26 protein-coding genes are annotated in these 24,844 nt (G+C 57.9%); 19 read left to right on the plus strand and 7 right to left on the minus strand.

Annotated elements, in window-relative coordinates; translation table 11 throughout:
- Position 1 precedes the first annotated feature (1 nt).
- From ED661_RS13380 to ED661_RS13390, 3 genes are read left to right on the plus strand one after another with little or no spacing between them, the layout of a single operon-like run.
- Positions 2-274: a YciI family protein gene (locus tag ED661_RS13380; protein ID WP_122074416.1), complete on the plus strand. Its 273-nt coding sequence runs from the start codon at positions 2-4 to the stop codon at positions 272-274.
- Positions 274-696, plus strand: a complete 423-nt coding sequence (locus ED661_RS13385) for an EVE domain-containing protein (protein ID WP_122074417.1) — start codon at positions 274-276, stop codon at positions 694-696. The genes ED661_RS13380 and ED661_RS13385 overlap by 1 nt, the downstream gene beginning before the upstream one ends.
- Positions 697-742: 46 nt before the next feature.
- On the plus strand, positions 743-1,138 hold the full coding sequence (locus ED661_RS13390) for a DUF1761 domain-containing protein (protein ID WP_122074418.1): 396 nt from the start codon (positions 743-745) through the stop codon (positions 1,136-1,138).
- 334 nt (positions 1,139-1,472) lie between these two features.
- Here ED661_RS13390 and ED661_RS13395 read toward each other — a convergent pair whose 3' ends face one another.
- Entirely contained in the window at positions 1,473-1,814 is a 342-nt protein-coding gene (locus ED661_RS13395) for a DUF2853 family protein (protein ID WP_122074419.1), read from the minus strand.
- A 584-nt stretch (positions 1,815-2,398) separates the two neighbouring features.
- Between ED661_RS13395 and ED661_RS13405 the strand changes: the two genes are divergently transcribed.
- Positions 2,399-2,704: a hypothetical protein gene (locus ED661_RS13405; RefSeq protein ID WP_122074421.1), complete on the plus strand. Its 306-nt coding sequence runs from the start codon at positions 2,399-2,401 to the stop codon at positions 2,702-2,704.
- 106 nt (positions 2,705-2,810) lie between these two features.
- Here the strand turns inward: ED661_RS13405 and ahcY are convergent, their stop codons facing one another.
- Together ahcY and ED661_RS13415 are read right to left on the minus strand one after the other, a co-directional pair.
- Entirely contained in the window at positions 2,811-4,202 is a 1,392-nt protein-coding gene (gene ahcY / locus ED661_RS13410; protein WP_122074422.1) for an adenosylhomocysteinase, read from the minus strand.
- Between the two features lie 135 nt (positions 4,203-4,337).
- Positions 4,338-4,652, minus strand: coding sequence for a hypothetical protein (locus ED661_RS13415; protein ID WP_122074423.1), 315 nt, complete (start codon positions 4,650-4,652; stop codon positions 4,338-4,340).
- 246 nt (positions 4,653-4,898) lie between these two features.
- On the opposite strand from ED661_RS13415, the gene ED661_RS13420 reads away from it, so the two are divergent.
- Positions 4,899-5,495 carry an HD family hydrolase gene (locus tag ED661_RS13420; RefSeq protein WP_122074424.1) on the plus strand — a complete coding sequence of 199 codons (597 nt, stop codon included), beginning with the start codon at positions 4,899-4,901 and terminating at the stop codon, positions 5,493-5,495.
- A 26-nt stretch (positions 5,496-5,521) separates the two neighbouring features.
- Here the strand turns inward: ED661_RS13420 and ED661_RS13425 are convergent, their stop codons facing one another.
- From ED661_RS13425 to ED661_RS13435, 3 genes are all read right to left on the minus strand, one after another.
- Positions 5,522-6,673, minus strand: a complete 1,152-nt coding sequence (locus ED661_RS13425; RefSeq protein WP_122074425.1) for a DUF563 domain-containing protein — start codon at positions 6,671-6,673, stop codon at positions 5,522-5,524.
- An 8-nt stretch (positions 6,674-6,681) separates the two neighbouring features.
- Positions 6,682-7,236 carry an ActR/PrrA/RegA family redox response regulator transcription factor gene (locus tag ED661_RS13430; RefSeq protein WP_122074426.1) on the minus strand — a complete coding sequence of 185 codons (555 nt, stop codon included), beginning with the start codon at positions 7,234-7,236 and terminating at the stop codon, positions 6,682-6,684.
- 110 nt (positions 7,237-7,346) lie between these two features.
- Positions 7,347-7,964, minus strand: a complete 618-nt coding sequence (locus ED661_RS13435) for an SCO family protein (protein WP_122074427.1) — start codon at positions 7,962-7,964, stop codon at positions 7,347-7,349.
- A gap of 142 nt (positions 7,965-8,106) precedes the next feature.
- Between ED661_RS13435 and regB the strand changes: the two genes are divergently transcribed.
- The 11 genes from regB (at position 8,107) to ED661_RS13490 (ending at position 21,329) form a co-directional block, all read left to right on the plus strand.
- Positions 8,107-9,498, plus strand: coding sequence for a sensor histidine kinase RegB (gene regB, locus ED661_RS13440; RefSeq protein WP_122074428.1), 1,392 nt, complete (start codon positions 8,107-8,109; stop codon positions 9,496-9,498).
- Between the two features lie 89 nt (positions 9,499-9,587).
- Positions 9,588-11,144 (plus strand): PAS-domain containing protein, encoded by a 1,557-nt coding sequence (locus tag ED661_RS13445; RefSeq protein ID WP_122074429.1) that lies wholly within the window; start codon positions 9,588-9,590, stop codon positions 11,142-11,144.
- A gap of 110 nt (positions 11,145-11,254) precedes the next feature.
- A complete protein-coding gene (tsaE, locus tag ED661_RS13450) occupies positions 11,255-11,788 on the plus strand; it encodes a tRNA (adenosine(37)-N6)-threonylcarbamoyltransferase complex ATPase subunit type 1 TsaE (RefSeq protein ID WP_122074430.1) in 534 nt (177 codons plus the stop codon).
- Positions 11,775-12,782, plus strand: coding sequence for an aminoglycoside phosphotransferase family protein (locus ED661_RS13455; protein WP_122074431.1), 1,008 nt, complete (start codon positions 11,775-11,777; stop codon positions 12,780-12,782). Before tsaE ends, ED661_RS13455 begins: the two co-directional genes overlap by 14 nt.
- Positions 12,783-12,793: 11 nt before the next feature.
- Entirely contained in the window at positions 12,794-13,477 is a 684-nt protein-coding gene (locus ED661_RS13460) for a nucleotidyltransferase family protein (RefSeq protein WP_254054839.1), read from the plus strand.
- Positions 13,467-16,421 (plus strand): double-strand break repair protein AddB, encoded by a 2,955-nt coding sequence (gene addB / locus ED661_RS13465; RefSeq protein ID WP_122074660.1) that lies wholly within the window; start codon positions 13,467-13,469, stop codon positions 16,419-16,421. The genes ED661_RS13460 and addB overlap by 11 nt, the downstream gene beginning before the upstream one ends.
- On the plus strand, positions 16,418-19,786 hold the full coding sequence (gene addA, locus ED661_RS13470) for a double-strand break repair helicase AddA (protein WP_122074432.1): 3,369 nt from the start codon (positions 16,418-16,420) through the stop codon (positions 19,784-19,786). The genes addB and addA overlap by 4 nt, the downstream gene beginning before the upstream one ends.
- A 62-nt stretch (positions 19,787-19,848) precedes the next feature.
- The gene (gene trxA / locus ED661_RS13475) at positions 19,849-20,169 is read left to right on the plus strand and encodes a thioredoxin (RefSeq protein ID WP_122074433.1); all 321 of its coding nucleotides are present in this window, start codon (positions 19,849-19,851) and stop codon (positions 20,167-20,169) included.
- A 71-nt stretch (positions 20,170-20,240) separates the two neighbouring features.
- Positions 20,241-20,459 (plus strand): DUF6500 family protein, encoded by a 219-nt coding sequence (locus ED661_RS13480; RefSeq protein ID WP_122074434.1) that lies wholly within the window; start codon positions 20,241-20,243, stop codon positions 20,457-20,459.
- A 157-nt stretch (positions 20,460-20,616) separates the two neighbouring features.
- Positions 20,617-20,967 (plus strand): Lin0512 family protein, encoded by a 351-nt coding sequence (locus ED661_RS13485; protein WP_122074435.1) that lies wholly within the window; start codon positions 20,617-20,619, stop codon positions 20,965-20,967.
- Positions 20,964-21,329 carry a Lin0512 family protein gene (locus ED661_RS13490; protein ID WP_122074436.1) on the plus strand — a complete coding sequence of 122 codons (366 nt, stop codon included), beginning with the start codon at positions 20,964-20,966 and terminating at the stop codon, positions 21,327-21,329. The genes ED661_RS13485 and ED661_RS13490 overlap by 4 nt, the downstream gene beginning before the upstream one ends.
- A gap of 69 nt (positions 21,330-21,398) precedes the next feature.
- On the opposite strand, the gene ED661_RS13495 is transcribed toward ED661_RS13490, so the two are convergent.
- A complete protein-coding gene (locus tag ED661_RS13495) occupies positions 21,399-21,590 on the minus strand; it encodes a DUF1127 domain-containing protein (RefSeq protein ID WP_122074437.1) in 192 nt (63 codons plus the stop codon).
- Positions 21,591-21,846: 256 nt separating this feature from the next.
- Here ED661_RS13495 and hslV point away from each other — a divergent pair, with 256 nt between their 5' ends.
- From hslV to hslU, 3 genes are read left to right on the plus strand one after another with little or no spacing between them, the layout of a single operon-like run.
- Positions 21,847-22,437 carry an ATP-dependent protease subunit HslV gene (hslV, locus tag ED661_RS13500; protein ID WP_122074438.1) on the plus strand — a complete coding sequence of 197 codons (591 nt, stop codon included), beginning with the start codon at positions 21,847-21,849 and terminating at the stop codon, positions 22,435-22,437.
- 1 nt (position 22,438) lies between these two features.
- Positions 22,439-23,509 (plus strand): hypothetical protein, encoded by a 1,071-nt coding sequence (locus ED661_RS13505; protein ID WP_122074439.1) that lies wholly within the window; start codon positions 22,439-22,441, stop codon positions 23,507-23,509.
- A gap of 13 nt (positions 23,510-23,522) precedes the next feature.
- Positions 23,523-24,836 (plus strand): ATP-dependent protease ATPase subunit HslU, encoded by a 1,314-nt coding sequence (hslU, locus tag ED661_RS13510; RefSeq protein WP_122074440.1) that lies wholly within the window; start codon positions 23,523-23,525, stop codon positions 24,834-24,836.
- Positions 24,837-24,844 lie beyond the last annotated feature (8 nt).

The following is a 24,844-nucleotide window of genomic DNA, read 5'->3' on the forward strand; positions in this document are numbered from 1 at the left end:
AATGCTGATTGCCCTGATCGCCCGCGACAAACCGGACCATTTGCAAACCCGAGTGGACAACCGCGCGGCGCACCTTGCCTATATCGAAGAAACCGGTGTTGTCGCCGAGGCTGGCCCGCTGCTGGACCAAAACGGCGAAATGGCCGGATCGCTTGTTGTTCTTGATGTGGAAGACATGGCCGCAGGCGAAGCCTGGGCCGCTGCGGACCCCTATAACAAGGCCGGTCTGTTTGAAGCGGTCGAGCTGATCACCTGGAAAAAGGTCATCGGCTGATGCGCTACTGGCTGTTCAAATCCGAGCCTTCAACCTGGGGCTGGCAAGACCAGATCGACAAGGGCGAGAGCGGCGAGGAATGGGACGGCGTGCGCAATTATCAGGCGCGCAACTTCATGCGGGAGATGAAGCTGGGAGATCGCGGCTTTTTCTATCACTCTCAAAAAGAAAAATCGGTGGTGGGTATTGTCGAGGTCTGCGCCGAGGCCCATCCCGACAGCACCACCGAGGACGACCGCTGGGACTGCGTCGATATCAAGGCGGTGCGCGGATTTACCCAGCCGGTGACGCTGGATCAGATCAAGACCGATCCGCAACTGGAAGAGATGATTCTGGTCAAAAACTCCCGCCTCTCGGTGCAGCCTGTCACCCGAGAGGAATGGGTCACGATCTGCGCCTTGGGGCAGACAGAGGCGGATTGATCTGCCAATCTTTTCCCAAACGGATGTGTTCGGGAGGAGATGACCCTTGGAAATTCTGAATGTTCTTGTCGCCGCTGCGGCCGGTTTTGCCCTAGGCGCGGTCTATTACGGGATTTTGGCAGAGCCCTGGATGGTCGCCGCCGGTATCAAGCGTGGCACCGATGGCAAACCCGAAAGCGACCAAACACCGGCGATATTTGCGCTCAGCTTTGTGCTGCAGCTAATCGTCGCCGGCATGATGCGCCATGTTTTTACCTTGTCAGGGATAGGCAGCGCAGGGGCTGGTATGGTTGCCGGTCTGGGTGTTGGGTTGTTTTTCATCACGCCCTGGATTGCGCTGAACAACCTCTATGCCGGGCGCCCGGTGAAACTGACTGTGATTGACGGCGGCTATGCCGCATTGGCCTGCGCCGCAATCGGCCTGGTGCTGTCCCTGTTCTAAGTCACAAGCAGATCTAGCAACCTAGAGCTGTTTTCAAAGCTCCGCCCTCAGGGCTAAAAATAGAAAAGGGAAGATCCAACCGAAATGTTAGGATCTTCCCTTCCACCCCGCGTGCTCCACAGTCCACCACACGCGTATGAAAATTCCGTCCTAGCCGTCCTGGCTGGTCTCTCTGTGGTAGCCTACTTGTGGTTGTTTTGGCAAACCCTATGCGCGGACAATACCATTCAAATGCAAAACACTCGGCAGTTCCGCCGAGTGTTCCTTGCTCGAAAAAATTAGTTTTAACCATATAAATCAGACAATTAAGCCTGAACACATTTTTGTTTTTGGCTTAACCGTAGACGGATTCTTTGCCAAAATGTTTGGTCAGCATGTAGTAGACCACGGCGCGATATTTGTTGCGCTCGGATTTGCCGTAGGTTTCCACAACTTTGCCAATCGCTTCCATCAGTTCAGGACCGTCAGCCAGGCCAAGTTTCTTGATCAGGAAGTTGTCTTTAACAGTTTCCAGCTCGCTCTCCTGGCTGGAGGCCACGGTAGAGGCATCAGCGTTATAGATCGCGGGACCACAACCAATAGTAACCTTGGTCAGCAGGTCCATATCTGCGTCCATGCCGCATTTGTTTTTCAGATCGTCAGCATATTGCGCGATCAGATCGTCTCTCTTACCCATAAACGTTCTCCAGCTACAGTGTTGTCGTCGGCCAAAATTAAGAAATTGCAGAGGCTTAACGAAAGACTAACGCCAGATCGAGAAGAGACAAAGGAAAAGTTTTGCCTGCTTTTCCCCGCTGAAGATATTCTGAAGCTCTTATGATGGGCAACAAGGATCGGACAGAGATCAACCATGACAGCAAGCAACAGAGACATTGCAATCTCATATTTGGACATGGAAGCTGCCGAGAGTGTCGCTTGGGTAAAACAGCGCGTTCAAAAAACGTTGAAAACGAAGAACAACGCTGAGCTGCCGTTTAACACTTTTACTTTGGAAGTAGACCCCCAAAAGCAGACAGTCACCCTCCACCAAGACTTGTTCGACTGTCAGTCAGAAACCTTTTCGGCCGAAGAGTTTTTCGACCTGGTTAGCACCAGTCGATCTAGAGGAAGGACTGAGTAGAGAGAAGTGAGTGAAAACAACACTCAAGCGTTGAAAATGCAAAGAACGCCACCCAAGGCATTCCGTGATCTTTACGCAGTGGGGTCAGTCTGACAGTTTTCTAGTTCGTTCATTTTGTCAGCAAACAAAGGTCGGATGCTATGAAGCGGGTATTCTTGGTCGCTGCGATTTTAGGCTTGCTGGGAGCAGCTTTTCTGCAATGGCAAAAGCATCGGTACAAACTCATGGTTCAAGATGCAGCGCAGCAATGCAATATCTTGGCTGTTTCACACAGCGACATTGACCTGCTTCCTCATGAAATTGACTGTGCGCTTGTTCATCACGACGTCCTGATGACCTTCAGGCTGGGCCCGAACTCCAATTTTTATTGGGACTGTTTGCCCCCAGACCAGCTGATGCTTCAGCGTCTCACAGCCGACAACTGCAAGTTCTATCGAAGACAATAAGACAGTGCCGAGCACCCAATTCTGTCAAACTGGAAGCCTGTCTTCCAATAAAGACGCCACCCAAGGTCTCCCTTGGATGGCGTAGTTTTCAGATCTGGATCAGATCTTAGTAGCGATAGTGCTCGGGCTTGAACGGACCTTCTGGGGTCACACCGATATAGGCGGCCTGCTCAGGGGTCAGGCTCGACAGTTTCACGCCGATGCGCTCCAGGTGCAGTCGGGCCACTTTCTCATCCAGGTGCTTGGGCAGGATGTAGACTTCGTTCTTGTACTCTTCACCGCGGATCCACAGCTCGATCTGAGCCAGAACCTGGTTGGTGAAAGAGGCCGACATCACGAAGGATGGGTGACCGGTGGCGTTGCCGAGGTTCAGCAGACGACCTTCAGAGAGCAGGATCAGACGGCTGCCCGAGGGCATCTCGATCATGTCGACCTGTTCTTTGATGTTGGTCCACTTGTGGTTCTTCAGGCTTGCCACCTGAATTTCATTGTCGAAGTGGCCGATGTTGCCAACGATGGCCATGTCCTTCATCTCGCGCATGTGCTCGATGCGGATCACGTCCTTGTTGCCGGTGGTGGTGATGAAGACATCAGCGCTGGACACAACATCTTCCAGACGCACAACTTCAAAACCGTCCATGGCGGCCTGCAGGGCGCAGATCGGGTCAACTTCGGTGACTTTGACACGGGCGCCAGCACCGGCCAGCGAGGCAGCCGAGCCTTTGCCAACATCGCCGTAACCACAAACAACAGCAACTTTGCCGGCCATCATGGTGTCAGTGGCGCGGCGGATGCCGTCAACCAGCGATTCCTTGCAGCCGTATTTGTTGTCGAACTTCGACTTGGTGACCGAATCGTTCACGTTGATCGCAGGGAAGGGCAGCTGGCCGTTTTTCTGCAGCTCATACAGACGGTGAACACCGGTGGTGGTTTCCTCGGAAACACCCTGAATTGCTTCACGTGTTTTGGTGAACCAGCCGGGGCTTGCCGCCATGCGCTTTTTGATCTGGGCAAAGATGGCTTCTTCTTCTTCCGAAGTTGGCACTTCGATCAGATCGGTCTCGCCGGCCTCAACACGGGCACCCAGCAGAACGTAGAGGGTCGCGTCGCCACCATCGTCGAGGATCAGGTTGGCGCCTTCGGGGAACATGAAGGATTTATCCAGGTAGTCCCAATGCTCGGTCAGGGTCTGGCCCTTGATCGCAAAAACCGGGGTGCCGCCGGCTGCGATTGCGGCAGCAGCGTGGTCTTGGGTTGAGAAGATATTGCAGGAGGCCCAGCGCACATCGGCGCCCAGCTCCACCAGTGTTTCGATCAACACAGCTGTCTGGATGGTCATGTGCAGCGAACCGACGATACGCGAGCCTTTGAGAGGCTTGCTGTCACCATACTCAGCGCGCAGCGACATCAGGCCAGGCATTTCGGTTTCTGCGATATCTAATTCTTTGCGACCAAATTCAGCCAGCGCAATGTCTTTTACAATATAGTCCTCGGCCATAGTCCGCTCCGTTCTGGTTACGAGTTATCTTGGTTGCCGCAGGTACCACTGCAATGGTTTATAAGCAACGAAGATGGGCGCAATGAAGAGGCAGAAGTTTACGATGGCCAAGGATGACACGGTTTTGGTGGCCTATCAGCCTGGTAGTCCCGGCAAAACTGCCGGAGTGGCCACTTCAAAGTAGTGCTGACCCGAGGCGACAATGCAGCTGATTCCCGATGGGTGCGTGACCAGGACCGTAAAGCTGCCCGTTTCCGTCGAAGACCAAACTTCGACCACTGTATCGACCGGCTGAGATTTCTGTAGCCCGCCTGCACTCAGGCTCTCGGAATAGGCCTGTTGCAGCCGTTCAACCACCCCATCGCGGGGGGCACAACTGGCGGCAACGGCGGGCGGGGCAATCGCCGCCATACCAAAGATCAAGGCGGAAGAGAGAAGACGTTTAAACATGACAGACTCCTTTTTTGTTGAGCGTCGTCTCATAAAAAGGGCCATGCCAATTGGGCGTCCTGGGCCCCTGCGGTATAGTAAACATTGGGTCTAAAGGCTGCATTTTCAATCTCACGGCCGTTCAACTTCCCTTGGGCGCCCCCAAGGTAAGGCAGCTCTGATCAGTCACGAGCACCGCAAAATGGCTTTTGTCCAAGCCCCTTACCAGCTAGGCAGAAGCAAGTTGAATTCACTGGATCGCCCGAAATGCCCGCTAAACCCGCCCGCGCCTGGCAACGTATGCTCTCTGGCCGCCGCCTTGATCTGCTGGACCCCACTCCCATGGATATCGAGATCAGCGACATCGCCCACGGGCTGGCCTTTGTGGCGCGCTGGAACGGTCAGACGCGGGGGGATTTTGCCTATTCGGTAGCTGAACATTCGTTGTTGGTAGAAGAGCTGTTTTCGCGCATGTATCCCAAGGCACCGATCAAATGGCAGTTGGCCGCCCTGCTGCATGATGCCCCGGAATATGTCATTGGTGATATGATTTCCCCGGTGAAAGCCGCCGTAGGGCCCGGCTATAGTGAGTTGGATCAGCGTCTGACATCGGCCATTCACATCAAATTTGGTCTGCCCGCGCAGCTGCCAAAAACCATCAAGGCACAGATCAAACGGGCAGATAAGGTCAGCGCCTGGATGGAGGCCGTGCAGATCGCCGGCTTTTCCGAAGCCGAAGCCAACAAACTGTTTGGTCGCCCCAAAACCGAAGTCATAGCGGGGCTGACCATTGCGCTGAGGCCACCGCTACAGGTGCGTCAGGCCTTTGTGGCCCGCCATGCGGATTTGCTGAACCATCTCTGAAATCTTGGGGGTACTTGCCGGTCCGCTCAGGAGGCTTTGTCGCGTTTGCGCTTTGGCTTGGCTTCGACAAAACCGCTCTGCCCGCCCAGGCCTTTGTCTTGCAGAATCTGATTACGCTCATCTTCTGACAGCACCTGCCACGCGGCGGTTTCAGAGATGAAACCATGCTGCGACAGCGTTTCACCAATCACCTGATGATTCAATTCACCAAAGCTCAACCGGTTGGATTTCCCGGCCTTTTCAGGCACCCACTCAGCGCGCAGACCGCCAATCACCACTGGATTGCATTTGCAAAAACTCTCAACATGTTTGGCCAACAGATTGTTGGCCCCGGAACTACGCCGCAGGATCATCGCTACCTTCTGCTCTGCTCCGCCCACCATGGCAAAAAGATGCAGCGCTGAGCCATCTGCGGCAATCACCTTTTTAGCAGCCTTATAGCGGGCAACCTGCACCGTAAGACTGTGTTCCTGGGGGTGGAAGATCTCATAGCCCTCGGCTTCTAGCAGAGTTTCCAGCTGCTCTTCGCCCAGCAGCCCGCCCTTGCCCAGGCCCAGTTTTGAGCGAGATATATAGATTTTTTCTGGCCCTTCGGCCTCCACATGGGTGGCAAAACGATCATGCACCGTGCGGCGGAATTTGCGGGTTCCCACGGTGATTTTGCCCAGGCCAAAACCCTGACCCGGCACCACCAGTTCTTCGACGCGCGTGGGGGTATCGACCACCTGAATGGGCAAATCCGTGCCAAAAAGCGAGAGATACTCCCGATGATAGCCGCGAACATCTTTGCCAACTTTGGGTCGTTTGGGAATAAAAATAATGCCGCGGATATCCTCTTCGACATTCGGCAAAGCCCAAAGACGAGACGAGCTTTCGACCAGGAAATGCCCAAAATGCGCCCAGAGCACCCCGCCCCAGAGCCAACGCCCCTGCAGGGTTTCCCGGACTTTTTTTGGATGTTCCGGTTCGATGGAGATGGGGCGAAATTTGCGCCAGAGCGCCGCTTCGGGGCAATAGCTGCCATCGGCGTATAATACCCCCGCAGGCTGCACCAAGGCGCTTACCTTGGGGGGCACCACACAGGCATCCGCCAGCGTAAGTATCTCTTCGGACCATCCTCCGGTTGGCAGGGGCTGGCTGTCCGGATCAATATTCGACCCACTGGTATTCTGTGACATTCCGATCCCTACCGAGGGCTGCGTTTCGCCAGAATACGCTGCAGCGTCCGGCGGTGCATATTGAGCCGCCTCGCGGTCTCGGAAACATTGCGATCACAGAGCTCATAGATACGCTGGATGTGCTCCCATCTGACCCGATCAGCACTCATCGGGTTTTCGGGGGGGGGCGGCAATTCGTCATCGCCGCTCAGCAGTGCGCTCATGATGTCCGCCGCATCCGCTGGTTTCGACAGATAATCAGTTGCACCAATCTTGACCGCTGCCACGGCGGTGGCAATAGCGCCGTATCCAGTCAGAACCACAACCCGGCTGTCGGGGCGTTTTTCACGCAGCACCTCGACCACATCCAGCCCATTGCCATCTTCTAGGCGCAGATCCACCACAGCAAAGGCCGGGGGGCGGGCAGTTGCAATGGCGCTGCCGCCCGCAACCGAACCGGCGGTTTCCACTTCAAACCCGCGTTTTTCCATTGCCTTGGCCAGTCGCCGCAGAAAGGGTTCATCATCATCGACAAGCAAGAGTGACTTATCTGGTCCAATTTCCTGCAATGCATTATCGGCCATGCCCGGTTCTCCGCCTAGTTCCGCGTATAGTTATACGCACATTCTTGAATTTGATACTAGCGACACGGCTGGGAAGGTCAAACAGCTCATCTTTGCTGCATGTTTTCCAGTCACATGTTTTCGACAAAGCAGCTGACCTTGTCCGCAACCTGTTCAGGGGTTTCATCCCGGCGGAAAAAGTCAACAAAACCAATCTCGGGCAGCACCAGATAGGCAAAGGTGGAATGATCCACCAAATAATAATCTTCGTCACCGGGCTGGCGCTTGAAATAGGTCTTATAGGCACGGCTCGCCGCCTTGACCTGTTCAAGCGATCCGGTCAGGCCGATCATCTTTTCATGCATGTTAAAAGCAAAATCGCCAACCACCTCTGGAGTGTCGCGCTCTGGGTCGATGGAGACAAAGACCGGTGTGGCGCTCATCCCACGCTCAGCCAGCACATCAACGGCTTCGGCATTACGTGAAACATCCAGCGGGCAGACATCGGGGCAGAATGTATAGCCAAAATACAGAATCGACGGCTCGGTAAAGACATCCTTGTCGGTCACCGTCTCGCCCTTGCTGTTGACCAGCTCAAAAGGGCCGCCAATTGTATCGCCACCGCTGGCAATCGAGCTACCACGACACTGGGCGAACTGATCTGCCTCACCACCGCGGGTTAGGAACCAGGTGCCACCAGCCAGGGCGGCGACAAATGCAACAGCGAGAATTGAATAGAGGCGAGCCATGTGATCACACTTTATGTTGGAGGAGGAGAGTTGATCGTTTCCGCCGCCAGACCTATCAAGAAACGCGGGCAATGCAAGCCGACCAGATGGTCACAGGCCTGTGAACCGGCGACAAATCACCCCAAGCTCCAGGAGCTTTAGCATGAGCGACACACAATTTGGTCTGATGCAGGGAGAAGACCGCAGTCATTGGATCCGTCTGCGCACCCTCATTATGTTACGCTGGATCGCCATCTTAGGTCAGCTCATCGCAATCTCCGTGGCGCAGGTGCTCTATAACCTGCAACTTGAGCTCGGCCTGTGCCTGTTGGCCATAGGTGTTTCGGTGATCGGCAATTTGCTGGCGATCTTTTTCTTTCCGGAAAACAAACGTCTGTCGGAGTTTGAAAACTTTCTGATGGTGCTATTCGACCTGCTGCAACTGGGTTTTCTACTGTACCTCACCGGGGGTCTTCATAATCCCTTTGCCTTGCTGGTACTTGCCCCGGTGACCATTTCTGCGGCTATGATGGGATTGCGCTCGACCCTGATCATTGGTGGCACGGCCATCATTTTGGTGACCTTGATGGCTGAATTTCACATGCCGCTGCGCACGGCTCAGGGCTTCATCCTGCGCATCCCCGATGTGTTCATCTTTGGCAACTGGACCGCCATCGTCATCGCCATCCTGTTCATGGGCGCCAATTCCTTTCGCATCAGCACCGAGATGCGGCGCATGTCCGACGCGGTAGCTGCGACCCAGCTGGCCCTGTCGCGAGAACAAAAGCTCACCGATCTGGGCGGCGTGGTGGCTGCCGCCGCACATGAGCTGGGCACCCCGCTTGCCACCATCAAACTGGCCAGTGCCGAATTGATTGACGAATTGGAAGAGCAGCCGGATCTGCGCGAAGACGCCGAACTTATCCGCGAACAGGCCGAACGCTGCCGCCATATCCTGCGCGACATGGGCCGGGCTGGCAAAGATGACCTGCATCTGCGCCAGGCACCGCTCTCGACTGTGATTCATGAGGCAGCTGAGCCGCACCTCAATCGTGGCAAGGAGATCCTGTTTGAGGAGGGGCCGCTGGAAGATGGCAGTTTTCAGCACCCAACTATCCTGCGCAAACCCGAAATCATTCACGGGCTGCGCAACCTGGTGCAAAACGCCGTCGATTTCTCCCGCTCCACCGTGTGGATTGATGCGGTCTGGAACGACGACCGCATTTGTCTGACAATCTGTGATGACGGGCGCGGTTTTCCTTCGCATCTGATTGGCCGCATTGGTGATCCCTTTATGCGGAAAAGACGCAGCGAAAGTGACCGAAAACAACGACCAGAGTATCAGGGAATGGGTTTGGGATTGTTCATCGCCAAAACCTTGTTAGAGCGTACCGGAGCCGAGTTAACCTTTGCCAATGGTTCCAGCAAACCACTGCCGCATCCGCAGGATCGGCGTGGGGCCATCGTCAAGGTAAGCTGGCCACGAGACAAGATTGACGCATTGGTCGGCGAGAACGCCGTGCCGAAGGGTGAAAATAAATGGATAGAAGTTTAACTATTCATTTTTAGGTAATTAATTAAACTACAGTTAACCATTTACGCGCCATCATAGGGAAAACAAGGACTGACTAGAGGCAGGACAATATGCAGAATATCATCTCGATCGAGTGGTTGATGCTGGCCACACTTTGCTGCGCCACGGCGGCTGTCGCCGTTTGGTGGCTTTCGCCAGAGCAGCGCTCCAAAGGGATGGAACAGGATCTCTTGGTTGGTGATGGCCGCACCGATGCGGTGTTTCTCTTTGATGACACCAATCTGATCGGCTGGTCCACGGGTGCGCGCAAATTCATCGGCGAACATGCCGAGCATTTCAGCTGGAACATGCTGCGGGACCAATTGGCCCGCAACTACCCCGGCCTGCCGCAAAGCCCCGGTTTCCTCAAAGACGTTGGTCCACTGGTTCTGTCCGGCACCGCCTCTGCCGAAAGCCGCGAAGCCCATTGCGAGTGGATTGACGGTATCACCCGCGTTCAGCTGCGCCGCAGCACTCTGGAAGAGCAGAACAAGAGCCTGGATCAAGAGCTCACCACCCTGCGCGCAGCAGTTCATCAGGCCCCCTACCCGGTTTGGCTGCAATCGGATGAGGGCGCCGTGACCTGGTCCAACCTCGCCTATGATGACCTCAGCCATAAGATCCGTGGCCGTGACGCTGAATTCTCCGAGCCCCTGTTCGACAATCTGGATGAGCCGAAAAACACTGGCAAGGCTGAGCGTATCTCGATCCCAATGCCGGACACGACCAAACGCCTGTGGTATAATATCTCGACCACCGAAACCGAGGCCGGCTGGCTGTGCCACGCGGTTGATGTCAACGCCGTGGTCGATGCCGAGGTCGCCCAGCGTAACTTTGTACAGACATTGGCAAAAACCTTTGCCCAGCTTTCAATCGGTCTGGCGATCTTTGACCGCAACCGTCAGCTGGTGCTGTTCAATCCCGTGCTGATTGACCTCACCGCCCTGCCCGCCGGCTTTCTCAGCTCGCGGCCCACGATAATGACCTTTTTTGACCGCCTGCGCGATCAACGCATGATGCCCGAGCCAAAAAACTACTCCAGCTGGCGCCACCAGATCGAAGACCTGCTCGAGGCCGCCGCTGAAGGTCGCTATCAGGAAACTTGGTCGCTGCCCTCGGGCTCTGTTTACTCAGTCTCGGGTCGCCCGCACCCCGATGGTGCCATTGCCTTCCTGTTTGAAGATATCACCGCCGAGGTCACCCTGACCCGTCAGTTCCGCTCTGAACTGGAAATGGGCCAGTCGATCATGGATCAGATGGGCGAAGCCATTGCCGTCTTTGCCAATGACGGCACCATGACCTTCTCGAACGAGACCTATCATGAGCTGTGGAAAATGGACCCCGATGCCAGCTTTGCCAAAGTATCCATCATGGATGCCGCCCGCGTCTGGCAGGATACCTGTAGCGCCACACCAGCCTGGGGTGAGATCCGCGACTTTGTTGCCGGCAGTGAGGGGCGCACGCCCTGGTGGGCTCAGGTGCAACTGCGCGATGGCACACCGCTGCTTTGCAAGGTGACCGCAATCCAGAATGGCGCAACTATGGTCAGCTTCCAGACACCAGAACCGGGTCTGCCGCCGATGGATCAACAGAAATTTGCCATCACGGATCAAAGCGGCTCTGCCTGATTATTAGGGCCTTTTGCCAAATCCCAGGACCCGAAGGGGCGCGATCACCCACCAGGTGACTGCGCCCCTTCGCGCTTGCAGGCGGCGCAGCCCGAAGGCATTGTGCGGCCATGACACAATCCACTGATCCAGCCCCCTCTGCCGCTTCTGCCTTACCCGGGCCACCTGCCCCGATTTGCCTCAGGCTAACCTCTCCTGAGGCAACGGCAGAACTGGCGCAACAGCTCGCCCACCAGCTGCATCCCGGCGACTGCCTGTTGCTGGAGGGCCCCATTGGGGCCGGCAAAACCCATTTTGCCCGCAGTCTGATCCAATCACTGATGGTGCAACCCGAAGACGTGCCCTCGCCGACCTTTACCCTGGTGCAGACCTATGATGTCCCCTCGGGGGAGCTGTGGCATGCGGATCTCTATCGGCTTTCCGCCCTTGAAGAGATTGAAGAGCTGGGCCTCATGGAGGCCTTTGACGAGGCCATCTGCCTGATTGAATGGCCCGACCGGCTGGCAGAGCTGACTCCGGCACATGCCCTGTATCTTACGCTCTCGCTGGATCCCGCAGAGGAAGACTGCCGTCACCTACGCTTCAGCTGGAGCGACGCCAAATGGCAAACCCGCATGGATGAGATTGAAAATGACAGATCGTGACGACCAGATTTCAGCATTCTTGCAACGTATCGGCCGCGGCGAGTGGTCTCGTGCCCCTCTGGCCGGGGATGCCTCGGCGCGCAGCTACCAGCGGCTGACCAGCCCGGACGGACGCTGCCTGGTGCTGATGGATTCCCCCCCCGCCAGCGGCGAAACCATCCGCTCCTTTGTGCGTATCGCCAATTACCTGCGTTCTCTGGATCTCAGCGCACCCGCCATCATCGCCGAGGACGAAGATAACGGCTTTCTGCTGACCGAAGACCTGGGCGATCAGCGGTTTTATGAACAGCTCAACCAGGATCCCAGCCAAGAGAAAATGCTCTACTCTTTGGCCACCGATTTTCTGGTCCAACTGCATAAAACCTCTGGATCACAGGTCATGCCCAGTCTTGATCCGCTTGGGCCTCGCGTCATGGCGGAAATGTCCTCGCTGGTGATCGAACGCTATTGCAACGGCATCAAAGGCACGGTGAACTCCGACCTGCAAAGCCGGTTTGAAAACCAGTTTGAGGATATCCTGCGCCAGAATGTCAAAGGCGATATGGTTTTTGTGCACCGTGATTTTCATGTGCAGAACCTGATGTATTTGCCCGATCGCGAAGGGTTGGCCCAGGTTGGGGTGATCGATTTCCAAGACGCCCGTCTTGGTCATCGCGCCTATGATCTGGTGTCGCTGCTGCAGGACGCACGCCGAGATGTGCCTGCCGCCATCGAGGCGCGGATGATCAACCGCTACCTCGCCGCCACCGGGTTGGATGCCTCAAGGTTTCGCAGTGCCTATGCGGTGATCGGCGTGCAGCGCAATCTGCGCATATTGGGCGTCTTTGCCCGGCTGTCGCAGGATTTTGGCAAGCCCTATTACATCGATCTGATCCCACGGGTCTGGGCCCATGTCATCAACGGCTTGGAGCACCCCGCCCTCGCCCCCCTGGCTGATTGGCTGTTGAAAGAACTGCCCGCGCCGACGCCGGAAAATCTGGCAAAGCTGCGCTGATGGAACCTCCTATGGCTCATAATGTAATGCTGTTTGCCGCAGGTTTTGGCACCCGTATGAAGGCGCTGACACAGACCTGTCCAAAACCGATGATCCCGGTTGCCGGCCGCCCCCTGATCGACCACACGCTAGAGCTGGCGCAGGCACTCCGGCCGGACCGGATCGTTGCCAACCTGCATTACCTGCCACAGGTGCTCGAGGCACATCTCACCCCCAGGGACGTGCTGCTCAGTCCTGAACTCCCGCAGGTTCTGGATACCGGCGGCGGGCTGCGCCATGCCCTGCCCCTGTTGGGGACGGCGCCCGTTTTCACCGCCAATACGGATGTGATCTGGAAAGGGGCAAACCCGTTTCAGGTGGCGCTAGACGCCTGGGATCCGGCACAGATGGACGCGCTGCTGGTCTGTATTCCCATCAGCCGTTGCCGGGGCCGCAAAGGCGCTGGAGATTTCAGCCGCGACCATGCGGGGCGCCTTAGACGCGGCGGAGATCTGGTCTATGGCGGCGTACAGATTCTCAAAACCGAGGGGCTGCAAGATATTGAAGAAGAAGTGTTTTCCCTCAATATCCTATGGAACGATATGGCCCAGAAGGACCGGTTGTTTGCGGTGGAATACCCCGGCCATTGGTGCGATGTGGGGCACCCCGAAGGGATCGCCATTGCCGAGGAACTGATTGCCGATGATGTTGTTTGAACCTCAGGACAGCCCCCGCGTCTTTGCCGTGCCAATGGGCGTTGATTTCCCCCGTGCCCTTGCACAGGGCTTGGTCCAGCGTGGCAAATCACTGCCGCCTGAAGATCTGGCGCGGGTCGAAGTGATCCTCAACACCTCGCGGATGATGCGCCGTTGCCGCAGCCTGTTCGAGGAAGGCCCGGCCCTGCTGCTGCCGCGCATGCGTCTGCTCACCGATCTGGCCCGCGAGGCCAGCCTGCAGGGGCTGCCCCCGGCCCTGCCGCCGCTGCGCCGCCGGTTGGAACTGTCGCAGCTCATCGCCAAGCTGCTGGATGCCCAGCCCGATCTTGCGGCACGCTCTTCGCTTTATGATCTCTCCGACAGTCTCGCCAATCTGGTCGATGAAATGCAAAGCGAAGGGGTCAGCACCGAGTTGATCCGCAACCTGGATATTTCGGATATGTCCGGCCATTGGGCGCGGGCACAGCAGTTCATTGGCATTGTGGATCAATTTGTTGATCTGCATAGCGACACCGTTGATGTGCAGGCCCGGCAACGCCAGATGGTCGAGAACCTGATCGCCAAGTGGGAGATGGATCCGCCCCAGCACCCGGTTATCCTGGCCGGCTCCACCGGATCGCGCGGCACCACCCATATGCTGATGGAAGCCATCGCCCGCCTGCCGCAGGGCGCGGTGGTGCTGCCGGGCTATGACTATGAACAGCCAGCCGAGGTCTGGACCCATCTGCGCGATGCGCTGACCTCCGAGGATCACCCGCAATACCGCTTTGCCAAGCTGGTATCGGATCTCGACATGACCCCCAGTGATGTGCAGCGCTGGAGCCCGGATCAACCTGCCTCGCTGCCGCGCAATCGACTGGTCTCGCTGGCGCTGCGCCCGGCGCCTGTTACCCATGCCTGGATGAGTGAAGGGCCAAAGCTCACGGAGCTGGACCAGGCCTGCGCCGATGTCACCCTGGTCGAGGCCCCAAACCCGCGCGGCGAGGCCCTGGCCATTGCTCTGCGTCTGCGCCAGGCCGCCGAGGAGGGCAAGACGGCTGCGCTGATCTCACCTGACCGGATGCTGACCCGCCTGGTATCTGCAGCGCTGGATCGCTGGGGCATCCTGCCGGATGATTCCGCCGGCCTGCCGCTACAACTGACACCTCCGGGGCGTTTCCTGCGCCATGTGGCGGAGCTGTTCTGCCGCCCGCTGACGGCGGATGCGCTGCTTACCCTGCTGAAACACCCGCTGACCCATGATGGCAGCAGTGCCGAGGCCGCACGCGGTGAGCATCTGCGCCATACCCGCGATTATGAGTTGGATCTGCGCCGCAATGGACCGCCCTTTCCCGATGCTGCCAGCTTTGAAGCCTTTGGCACTGAACGCGATCTAACCCCCGGTTGGATCGACTGGCTGGCGCAGAACTTTGCAGACCAACAGGTGGTCGCACCGCTGCCCCTCACCGATTGGGTGGCGCTACTGCGCGCCCGAGCCGAAGCCATTGCCGCCGGCAGTCAGGTACAGGGCGCCGGCGAAAGCGGCACGCTTTGGGACAAAAAAGCCGGCATTGAGGCGCTCAAGATTTTTGCCAACCTCGAGGCCGAAGCTGCCTATGGTGGCGAAATGTCAGCGCGCGATTTTGCCGATCTTCTGTCAGCCATCCTGTCCCAGGGCGAGGTGCGCGACCGCGACACCCCCTATGGCTCCATCATGATCTGGGGCACGCTGGAGGCCCGGGTGCAGGGCGCCGATCTGGTGATCCTCGGCGGGCTGAACGAGGGCAGCTGGCCCGAAGCCGCCAAGCCAGACCCCTGGCTCAATCGGCAATTGCGCCATCAGGCCGGGCTCTTGCTGCCCGAACGCCGTATTGGCCTCTCGGCGCATGATTTTCAGCAGGCGGTGGCCGCACCCGAGGTCTGGCTCACCCGTGCCGCGCGCTCGGATGAGGCTGACACGGTGGCCTCGCGCTGGCTCAACCGTCTGACCAACCTTTTGTCTGGCCTGCCCGATCAGGGCGGTAAATCCGCATTGGATGCCATGCGGGCACGGGGGCAGGAATGGTTGGGCTGGGCCGAAGCTCTGGAACACCCCAATGAAATTCCCAGCGCCCTGCGCCCCTCTCCGCGTCCACCCGTTGCCAGCCGTCCGCGTCGGCTGACCATCACCGAAATTCCACGGCTGATCCGCGATCCCTATGCGATCTATGCCAAACATGTGCTGCGGCTGCGACCGCTGAACCCATTGGTGCAGGAACCGGACGCATTGCTGCGCGGGACTGTGGTGCATGAAATCTTTGAAGTCTTTATCCGCGACAGTCTGGAAGATCCCAGCCGCCTAACGGCAGAATACCTGATTGAAACCGCACGTGCCTTATTGGAACGCGATGTCCCCTGGCCCGTAGCGCGTCTGTTGTGGCTCAGCCGCATTCAGCGTCTGGCCAGCGAATTCATCCTGGCAGAACAATCCCGCCAGACCCGTGGCATGCCGCTGAAACTCGAGGTCATGGGCGAGGCCCGGCTGGAGCCATTGGATTTCACCATTGCCTGCCGCGCTGATCGCATTGATCAGGACGATCGCGGTTTTCTGCATCTGTATGACTACAAGACTGGCGCCCCCCCCTCGGAGGCACAGCAAAAGAAGTTCGAAAAACAATTGCTGATCGAGGCCGCGATGGCCGAAGAGGGGGCGTTCAAGGAGATTGGCCCCGCCGAGGTCGCCCGCGCTGCCTTTATTGGGTTGGGCAGCAATCTGAAGGAAGTGCCCGCGCCGCTGCAGGATCAGCCCCCGGCCAAGATCTGGGAGGAGCTGAAGCAGCTGATCGGCGCCTATTTTGAGCAGGATCAGGGCTATTCCAGCCGCCGCATGGTGCACCGCGACGATATTGCCGGCGATTTTGATCACCTCGCCCGCTTTGGTGAATGGGACCGTAGCGCCACGCCCGAGCCAGAGGATCTGACATGAGCGACATCTCTCCAAAGCACCGCGATGCCGCCTCGGAAGCGCAGTTTCGCGCCGCACGACCCGATGCCTCGACCTGGCTGGCCGCCAATGCCGGGTCAGGCAAGACCAAGGTTTTGACCGACCGTGTGGCACGCCTGCTGCTGAAGGGCGTGCAGCCGCAGCACATCCTCTGCCTCACCTATACCAAGGCCGCCGCTAGCGAGATGCAGAACCGCCTGTTTCAGCGCCTCGGCGAATGGGCCATGCTGCGCGACGATCAACTCACCGCTGCGCTCAGCGAATTGGGCGAGGTCAATACCGCGCCTGAAGACCTGGCCCAGGCGCGCACGCTCTTTGCCCGCGCAATTGAAACGCCGGGTGGGCTGAAAATCCAGACAATCCACTCATTTTGTTCGTCGCTGCTGCGGCGCTTTCCGCTGGAGGCCGGGGTCAGCCCGCAGTTTTCCGAGATGGAAGATCGCGCCGCCTCCCTGTTGCGCGCCGAGATTGTTGAGGACATGGCCAAGGGTGAGATGGCCCATCTGGTAGAGCCGCTGGCACGCCATGTTGGTGGCAGCGATTTTGAAGATCTCACTGCGGCCCTGTGTCAGCGCCGGGCCGAGTTTGAGGTCCCGCTGGACTGGTCCGGGCTGCTATCGCGGTTTGAACTGCCTGACGGGTTTGACTCGGCGGGTTTGGAAGCTTTGGTATTCATCGGCGGCGAGGCGGAGCTGCTGTCGCGCACCCGTGCCATGCTGGAAACCGGCGGCACCACTGACCAACGCGCTGCTGCCAAACTTGCAGGTATCACCACGCCAACCCTGAGCGATCTGGCCACGCTGGAAGGCATCTTCCTGACCGGGGCCGGGGCTGCGGATCCCTTCACTGCCAAGGTCGGCAAGTTCCCGACCAAAAAACTGCGCGAAGCCAACCATAGCCTGATGGATCAGTTGGAGCCCCTGATGCTGCGGGTGGAAGACGCCCGCGCCAAACGGCTGGCGCTGGTGGCGGCACGGAAATCCCACGATCTGCATCAATTTGCCCAGACCTTCCTGCCAGAATATGAGGCGCGCAAACAGCAACGTGGCTGGCTCGACTTTGATGATCTGATCCTCAACGCGCGCCATCTTCTGAATGACCCGGCGGTGGCGGCCTGGGTGCTCTATCGTCTGGATGGCGGCATCGATCATATTCTGGTGGATGAGGCCCAGGACACCAGCCCGGTGCAATGGGACGTGATTGAGAAACTAGCGCAGGAATTCACTGCCGGCGAGGGTGCCCGGTCCGATGTGGAACGCACCATCTTTGTGGTGGGCGACAAAAAGCAGTCGATCTATTCCTTTCAGGGTGCGGATCCTGATGCCTTTGACCGGATGCAGGTGGAGTTTGCCAATCGGCTTTCTGAATCCGGCTCTGGCCTACAGAATGCGGCGCTGGAATTCTCCTTTCGCTCCTCCGCCGCCATCCTCCGGCTGGTGGATCTGGTGTTCAAAGATAGCCCCCGCGCCGGCTTTCACGCCGATGCCCTGCACCGCGCTTTTAAGTCCGACTTGCCTGGACGGGTGGATCTCTGGCCTGCCGTGGATAAGACCGATGATGACGATGACAGCGACTGGACCGATCCGGTGGACCGCCCCGGCAGCCGCCATCATACGGTCATTCTGGCCGAGCGCATCGCCCGCCAAATCAAGGAGATGATCGACACACGAGTCACCATCCCCGAAGACGGCCCCAAACGCGGCACATTTCAACGTCGCCCCGTGCATGCGGGGGATTTTCTTATTCTGGTACAGCGCCGCTCCGAGTTGTTTTCGGAAATCATCCGCGCCTGTAAAAATGCCAATCTGCCCATTGCCGGTGCCGACCGGTTGAAGGTTGGGGCAGAACTGGCGGTGAAAGATATCGCCGCGCTCTTGTCCTTTCTGGCCACACCTGAGGATTCACTGGCCCTGGCCGAGGTTTTGAAATCGCCGCTGTTTGGCTGGTCCGAACAGATGCTGTTTGATCTCGCCCATCGCCGTAGCAGCAAACACCTGTGGCCTGCCCTGCGCGACCGCCGGGAGGATTTCCCCGAGACCATGGCTGTGCTGGATGATCTGCGCGATCTGACCGACTTTCTACGGCCCTTTGATCTCATTGAGCGCATTCTGACCCGCCATAAAGGACGGCAGATGCTGCTGGGCCGACTCGGGCCTGAAGCCGAGGATGGCATCAATGCGCTGCTCAGCCAGGCGTTGGCCTATGAACGTTCGGATATCCCCAGCCTCACCGGGTTTCTGGTCTGGATGCAGACCGATGATCTGGAAATCAAACGGCAGATGGGGGCCTCGGGGGATATGATCCGGGTCATGTCGGTGCATGGCTCGAAAGGGCTGGAAGCGCCAATTGTGATCCTGCCCGATACCGCCAAACGCAATGCGCCCAGTGATGCCGAGATCATGGTGGCGGATGGCACGCCGCTGTGGAAGCTGCCCAAGGATCAGATGCCGGACCTGTTGTTTTCCGCCCGCGAGGCAGCACAGGAAAAGCAACAGAATGAGCGATTGAGGCTCTTGTATGTGGCGCTGACCCGAGCGGAAAAGTGGCTGATTGTGGCCACTGCCGGGACGCTCTCAAAAGAGGGCGACAGCTGGTATCAGCGGGTCGAGGCGGCCCTGATTGAAGGGGGTGCCACAGCCTGCGATCTGCCCGGAGGCGAGGGCCTGCGTCTGAGCCATGGAGATTGGGAGGCGCTGGATCTGGTGGCGCATGAGGTGAAGGAAAAAATCCGCCCCGTTCTGCCAGAGGTCTTTACCCAGCCAGCGCCTGCCTATGTGGCGCCGGAGCCCGCGATTAAGCCCTCTGATCTGGGCGGGGCCAAGGCGCTGCCTGGTGATCAGGGACTGGACGAAGAAGAAGCAAAGGCGCGCGGTAGCCGGTTGCATCTGTTGCTGGAACATCTGCCCCCTCAGCCAAGCGCCGATTGGCCACTGTTAACTGAGCGCCTGTTGCCGGAGGCCACAGATGGTGCTGAACTCTTGGCCGAAGCCAGTGCTGTTTTGAGCAATCCGCAGCTTTCCCATATCTTTGCGCCTGAAGCCCTGGCCGAGGTGCCGGTCACTGCCCAGCTAGGCAGCCAGCGTATCTATGGCATCATCGACCGGTTGATCGTGACCCCGGACAGGGTTCTGGTGGTGGATTTCAAATCTAATGCCGCGGTGCCGGAAAAGGCGCAGAGCTGCCCCAAGGGGTTGTTGCGCCAGATGGGTGCCTATGCTGCTGCGCTGGCGCAGATCTACCCGGATCGCAAGATCGAGACCGCACTTTTGTGGACCCGTAACGCCAGCCTGATGATGTTGCCGCACGATCTTGTGACAGAAGCACTCAAGCCGGTGCTGAAACCTTGACGATTGGTTACGCGCTACCTAGGTTCCAACTCCAGTTGCCATAGAATTCAGGAGACATTCCCATGTCCACCGTAGCCGTCACCGACGAAACATTTGACGCCGAAGTCAAGAACTCCGCAGTCCCCGTTGTGGTGGATTTCTGGGCCGAATGGTGTGGTCCATGCAAACAGATCGGCCCCGCTCTGGAAGAGCTGGCGGCGGAATATGGCGACAAGATCAAGATCGCCAAAGTGGATGTCGACAGCAACCCCAACGCCGCTGCGGCCATGGGCGTACGCGGCATTCCGGCGCTGTTCATCTTCAAGGACGGTCAGGTTGTCTCCAACCGTGCCGGTGCTGCCCCCAAGGCCGCGCTGCAGAGCTGGATCAACGATTCCATCTGATCCATTCGATCACTGCGTTTCAAAAGGCGTCCTCAAATGGGGGCGTCTTTTTTGGTTTGAAAGGCCGGTTTATGACCCCTGAATTTCGTCAAAAAGCGATTGCAGTCTGCGACGATAAGATCGCCAAGAAAGGCCCTGGTGTCGGCCTGTCTTTCTATGCGTTTTTCAAAAATCGCAACGATGAACCGCTGTTGCTGATGCAAGTGGCGCGCTGGTGGATTGAGACCCATCAGCTGGATCATTTTGAGAAGGCGGTAAGAATTCGCAACATGATCCGATCTGGTGAATGATTGCTTAGGGGCAGATGCCATTGGCTCAAAAGGAGGCGCTGCCCCCATAGGCCCTAGTGGGCCTATCCCCCGGGATATTTGTGGCCAAATGAAGAATGGGGGTTTTCTTTTTAGCTGCGCTGCGGAGAGTGACAGGCCAGAGAGACTGGAGGTCGGCATGAGTAAAACACGGGTCTTGGTGGAGTTTGGCATGGGGACGTCGTTGCGGCGGGAAGATTACACCGAGGCGGCAAAACGCGCGCTCAAGGATGCGCTTTGGCACAACTCGGTGAGCATTGCGGAGCTGTTTGATTTTCCCAAAGAGGCCATGATCATTGATGCGGAGATTGGCGTGGCAAAACCAGATCAGGTGGATATCGACACGCTGAAGGCGATATTTCCCTATGGTCAGCCCAGCATTACGGTGACGCAAGGTGGGTTGGACGTGGCAAAACCCAACGCTGAGAGCGTGACGGTGATCGCCAATGCCGCGGTGATTGTCTCGTTTGATATGGAGGCGATGTCATGAGCAACAAGCGTATTATTCTGGAAATGGGTACTGGCAACGATCTTTATGGTCAGGACTACACCAAGGCCGCGCGGCGGGCAGTGCAGGACTCGCTGCATCATTCCTCGATCACCCTATTTGCCAAACTGGGTATTGATCACAGCGAAATGCAGGTGGATGTCACCATTGCGGTGCAGGATCCGGCGCAGGTGGATTGTGATCTTGTAGCGCAGGACCTGCCCCGTGGGCGCGCCACCGTGCGGGCCGTCAAGGGCGGGTTGAATGTAACGGACCCTGAATCTGATGCGGTGCACATCGTTGCCACTGCCGCGATTGAGGCCTGGCTGCCGGATCAGGCAACTGCTTACCGGCTAAGTTCCTAAAAAGACAAAGCCGCCCCAGATTGGAGCGGCTTATCTCGTCTGGTGCATCCTGCACCCGGTCTGTAGATCTTACAGTTTGGTGATATCTGCCCGGGACAGGCCGATGTCTTCCAGCTGTGCCGCAGTGAGCTGAGACAGCGCTTTGCGGGTCTGGCGAGATTCATTCCATTCAACCATATTGGTTTTGAAGTTCATGAGTCCGTCTACCAAACGAAGAACGGAGACTGCGCCCAGCGGCGCATGGAGGTTTGCGGTCGTCATTGCACTAGTCCTTTAAGTTCGTGTGTATTCATGTTGTCTGCTTGTAAGCTCCATGTAGGAGAGCTTGCTGAGTCTCACAATTGCCCATTTATCAGTCCCGATTTGCGCTCTGTGCATAGCGCGTAAGCAATTTATTAACGGCGTTGAAACAAGCCGGGGCAAAAACAGATGGACGGTCAAAGCCCGCTGATCCGGCCGAGTCTTGTACAGCATCGGAGATAGATCCATATAGAAGGCAACAAAACTGGAGGCTTAAATGGCAGATGATCAATTCCCCGGCTGGCACGGAACCACCATCATTGGTGTCAAAAAGGGTGGCGAAGTGGTCATTGCCGGCGATGGGCAGGTCTCCTTGGGGCAGACCGTGATCAAAGGCACCGCCCGCAAGGTGCGCCGTCTGTCACCTGGCGGCTTTGATGTTATTGTCGGTTTTGCTGGCTCTACCGCCGATGCCTTTACCCTGTTGGAACGGCTGGAGGCCAAGCTTGAGGCCACGCCGGGCCAGTTGGCACGGGCCAGTGTTGAGCTCGCCAAAGACTGGCGCACCGACAAATACCTGCAAAAACTCGAAGCCATGTTGATCGTCACCGACGGGGTCGAGCTTTTGGTGATCACTGGCGCCGGGGATGTACTGGAGCCGGAACATAACGTAGCGGCGATTGGCTCGGGCGGGAATTTTGCGCTGGCAGCGGCCCGTGGCATGATGGACAGTGAGCGCAACGCCGAGGCCGTGGCCCGTGATGCCATGGCGATTGCTGCTGATATCTGCGTCTATACAAATGGACGACTGACGGTCGAAAGCATCGCTGCGGATACCGATACGGCAGAAGCCACCCCGGAGAGCTGATGTGAGCCAGATCGACCAGAATGATATTCGCGCGGCCGTTGGCTCTGGCCTGATCAGCGAGGCCCAGGCGGCCTCTTTGCTGGCCCTGTCCCACAGTCGGCGTGGGGCGCGCGAAGATCTCTCGCCTGGAGATGAACCCTTTGAGCTGTTCAAAGGCTTCAACGAGATTTTCATTGTCATCGGCATGCTCATTCTGGCCTCGGGTTGGGCAGCTGTTACCGCCGCCTTTATCGCCGGCTCCTTAGGCGGCTATGTGGAAAAGACCATTTCCTCCTCGGCGCTGGGGGCTGTGGTGCTGTGGGTCTTTGCCGAGTATTTCATTCGCCGCCGCCGGATGATCGCCCCGGCCATCGCGCTCTCGCTGCTTTGGGCTGCCAATGCCGGGACCGGGATGACGGCCTTTTTCTCGGAACCTTTCATGGTGGCGCAAAACGACCTGTCGAGCCTGCCGCTGCCGATGGCGCTGACCACAGCTGCAGTGGCGCTGTTTTGGCTGCGCTTTCGCGTTCCCTTTGCCATGGCGCTGATTGCGCTGGGGGTCTTTGCCCTCACCCTGATGATGGCCGCTGAGCAAGCTGGTCGGCCCGAAGGCATCAGCGATTTCTTCCTGTTTTCTGCCTCTGGTCCCTTTGCCTGGGTGACATTGGTTGTAGGGATTGCCGTCTTTGCCGTGGCGATGATGTTTGATCTCAGCGATCCGCATCGCGTCACCCGGCGCGCAGCGCAGGGGTTCTGGCTGCATGTTGTTGCCGCCCCGGCGCTGGTCAATACCATCGCGCTGAGCCTGCTGGACAGTGGCACCTCTGGCGCGCAGCTGACCCTTGTTGTGGTCCTGCTGGGATTTGCCCTGGTGGCCATTATCATTGACCGCCGATCTTTCCTGATAGCCGCTATCGGCTATAGCGTGACCCTGGCCAGCACCGTCTTTGATGGCGAGGGCGCGGCCATGACCATTCTTTTGCTGGGTTTCTTCCTGGTGATCCTTGGCGCCTTCTGGGCGCGGATCCGGGCGGCCCTGCTCTCTCCTTTGGGCGCTGTGCTGCCGCTGCACCGCCTTCCTCCTTCCCACTGAAACGAGACCTGCCATGACTGACCTGACCCCCCGCGAAATCGTTTCTGAACTGGACCGTTTTATCATCGGACAGAACGACGCAAAACGCGCCGTTGCCGTGGCACTGCGCAACCGCTGGCGCCGCAAGCAGCTGTCGGATGATCTGCGCGACGAAGTCTATCCCAAGAACATCTTGATGATCGGGCCAACCGGCGTTGGTAAAACCGAAATCTCGCGCCGCCTGGCGAAACTCGCCCGCGCGCCTTTCATCAAGGTAGAGGCCACCAAGTTCACCGAAGTGGGCTATGTTGGGCGGGACGTGGAACAGATCATCCGCGATCTGGTGGACAGCGCTATTGTCCAGACCCGCGAATTCATGCGTGAAGACGTCACCGCCAAGGCGCAAAAAGCCGCCGAAGAGCGGGTGATCGACGCGCTCGCCGGGGAGGACGCCCGCGAAATCACCCGCGAAGTTTTTCGCAAAAAACTGAAATCGGGGCAGTTGGATGATGCTATGATCGAATTGGATGTCGCCGATAGCAGCAACCCGATGGGCAATATGTTTGAAATTCCCGGTCAGCCTGGCGCTGGCAATATGGGGATGCTCAACATCGGGGATATGCTGGGCAAGGCCATGGGCGGGCGCACCCAGCGCAAAAAGATGACCGTGGCCGAAAGCTATGATGTGCTGATCAGCGATGAGGCCGATAAGCTGCTGGATGATGAGGTTGTCACACGTGCTGCCGTTGAATCGGTTGAGCAAAGCGGCATCGTTTTTCTGGATGAGATCGACAAGGTCTGCGCCCGTTCGGATGCGCGCGGGGGCGATGTCAGCCGCGAAGGCGTGCAGAGGGATCTGCTGCCCCTGATCGAAGGCACCACGGTCAGCACCAAACATGGGCCAATCAAAACAGACCATATCCTGTTCATTGCCTCCGGCGCCTTTCATGTGGCCAAGCCTTCTGACCTGCTGCCGGAATTGCAGGGCCGCCTGCCGATCCGGGTCAACCTGCGCTCGCTAAACGAGGCTGACTTTATTCGCATTCTGACTGAAACCGACAATGCGCTCACCCTGCAATACACTGCCCTGATGCAGACCGAAGAAGTCGAAGTGACCTTCACCCAAGATGGGATTGCGGCGCTTGCCAAGATTGCAGCTGAGGTGAATCACTCCGTAGAAAACATCGGCGCGCGCCGCCTTTACACGGTGATAGAGCGGGTGTTTGAGGAGCTTTCTTTCACCGCCCCGGACAAAGGCGGGGAAAAGGTCACCGTCAATGCCAGCTTTGTCAGCAAACACCTGGGCGAGCTGGCCGGCAAAAGTGACCTCAGCCGCTACGTTCTGTAGCAGTTGGA

It is taken from the genome of Pseudophaeobacter sp. EL27, assembly GCF_900313025.1.
Lineage (GTDB): Bacteria > Pseudomonadota > Alphaproteobacteria > Rhodobacterales > Rhodobacteraceae > Pseudophaeobacter.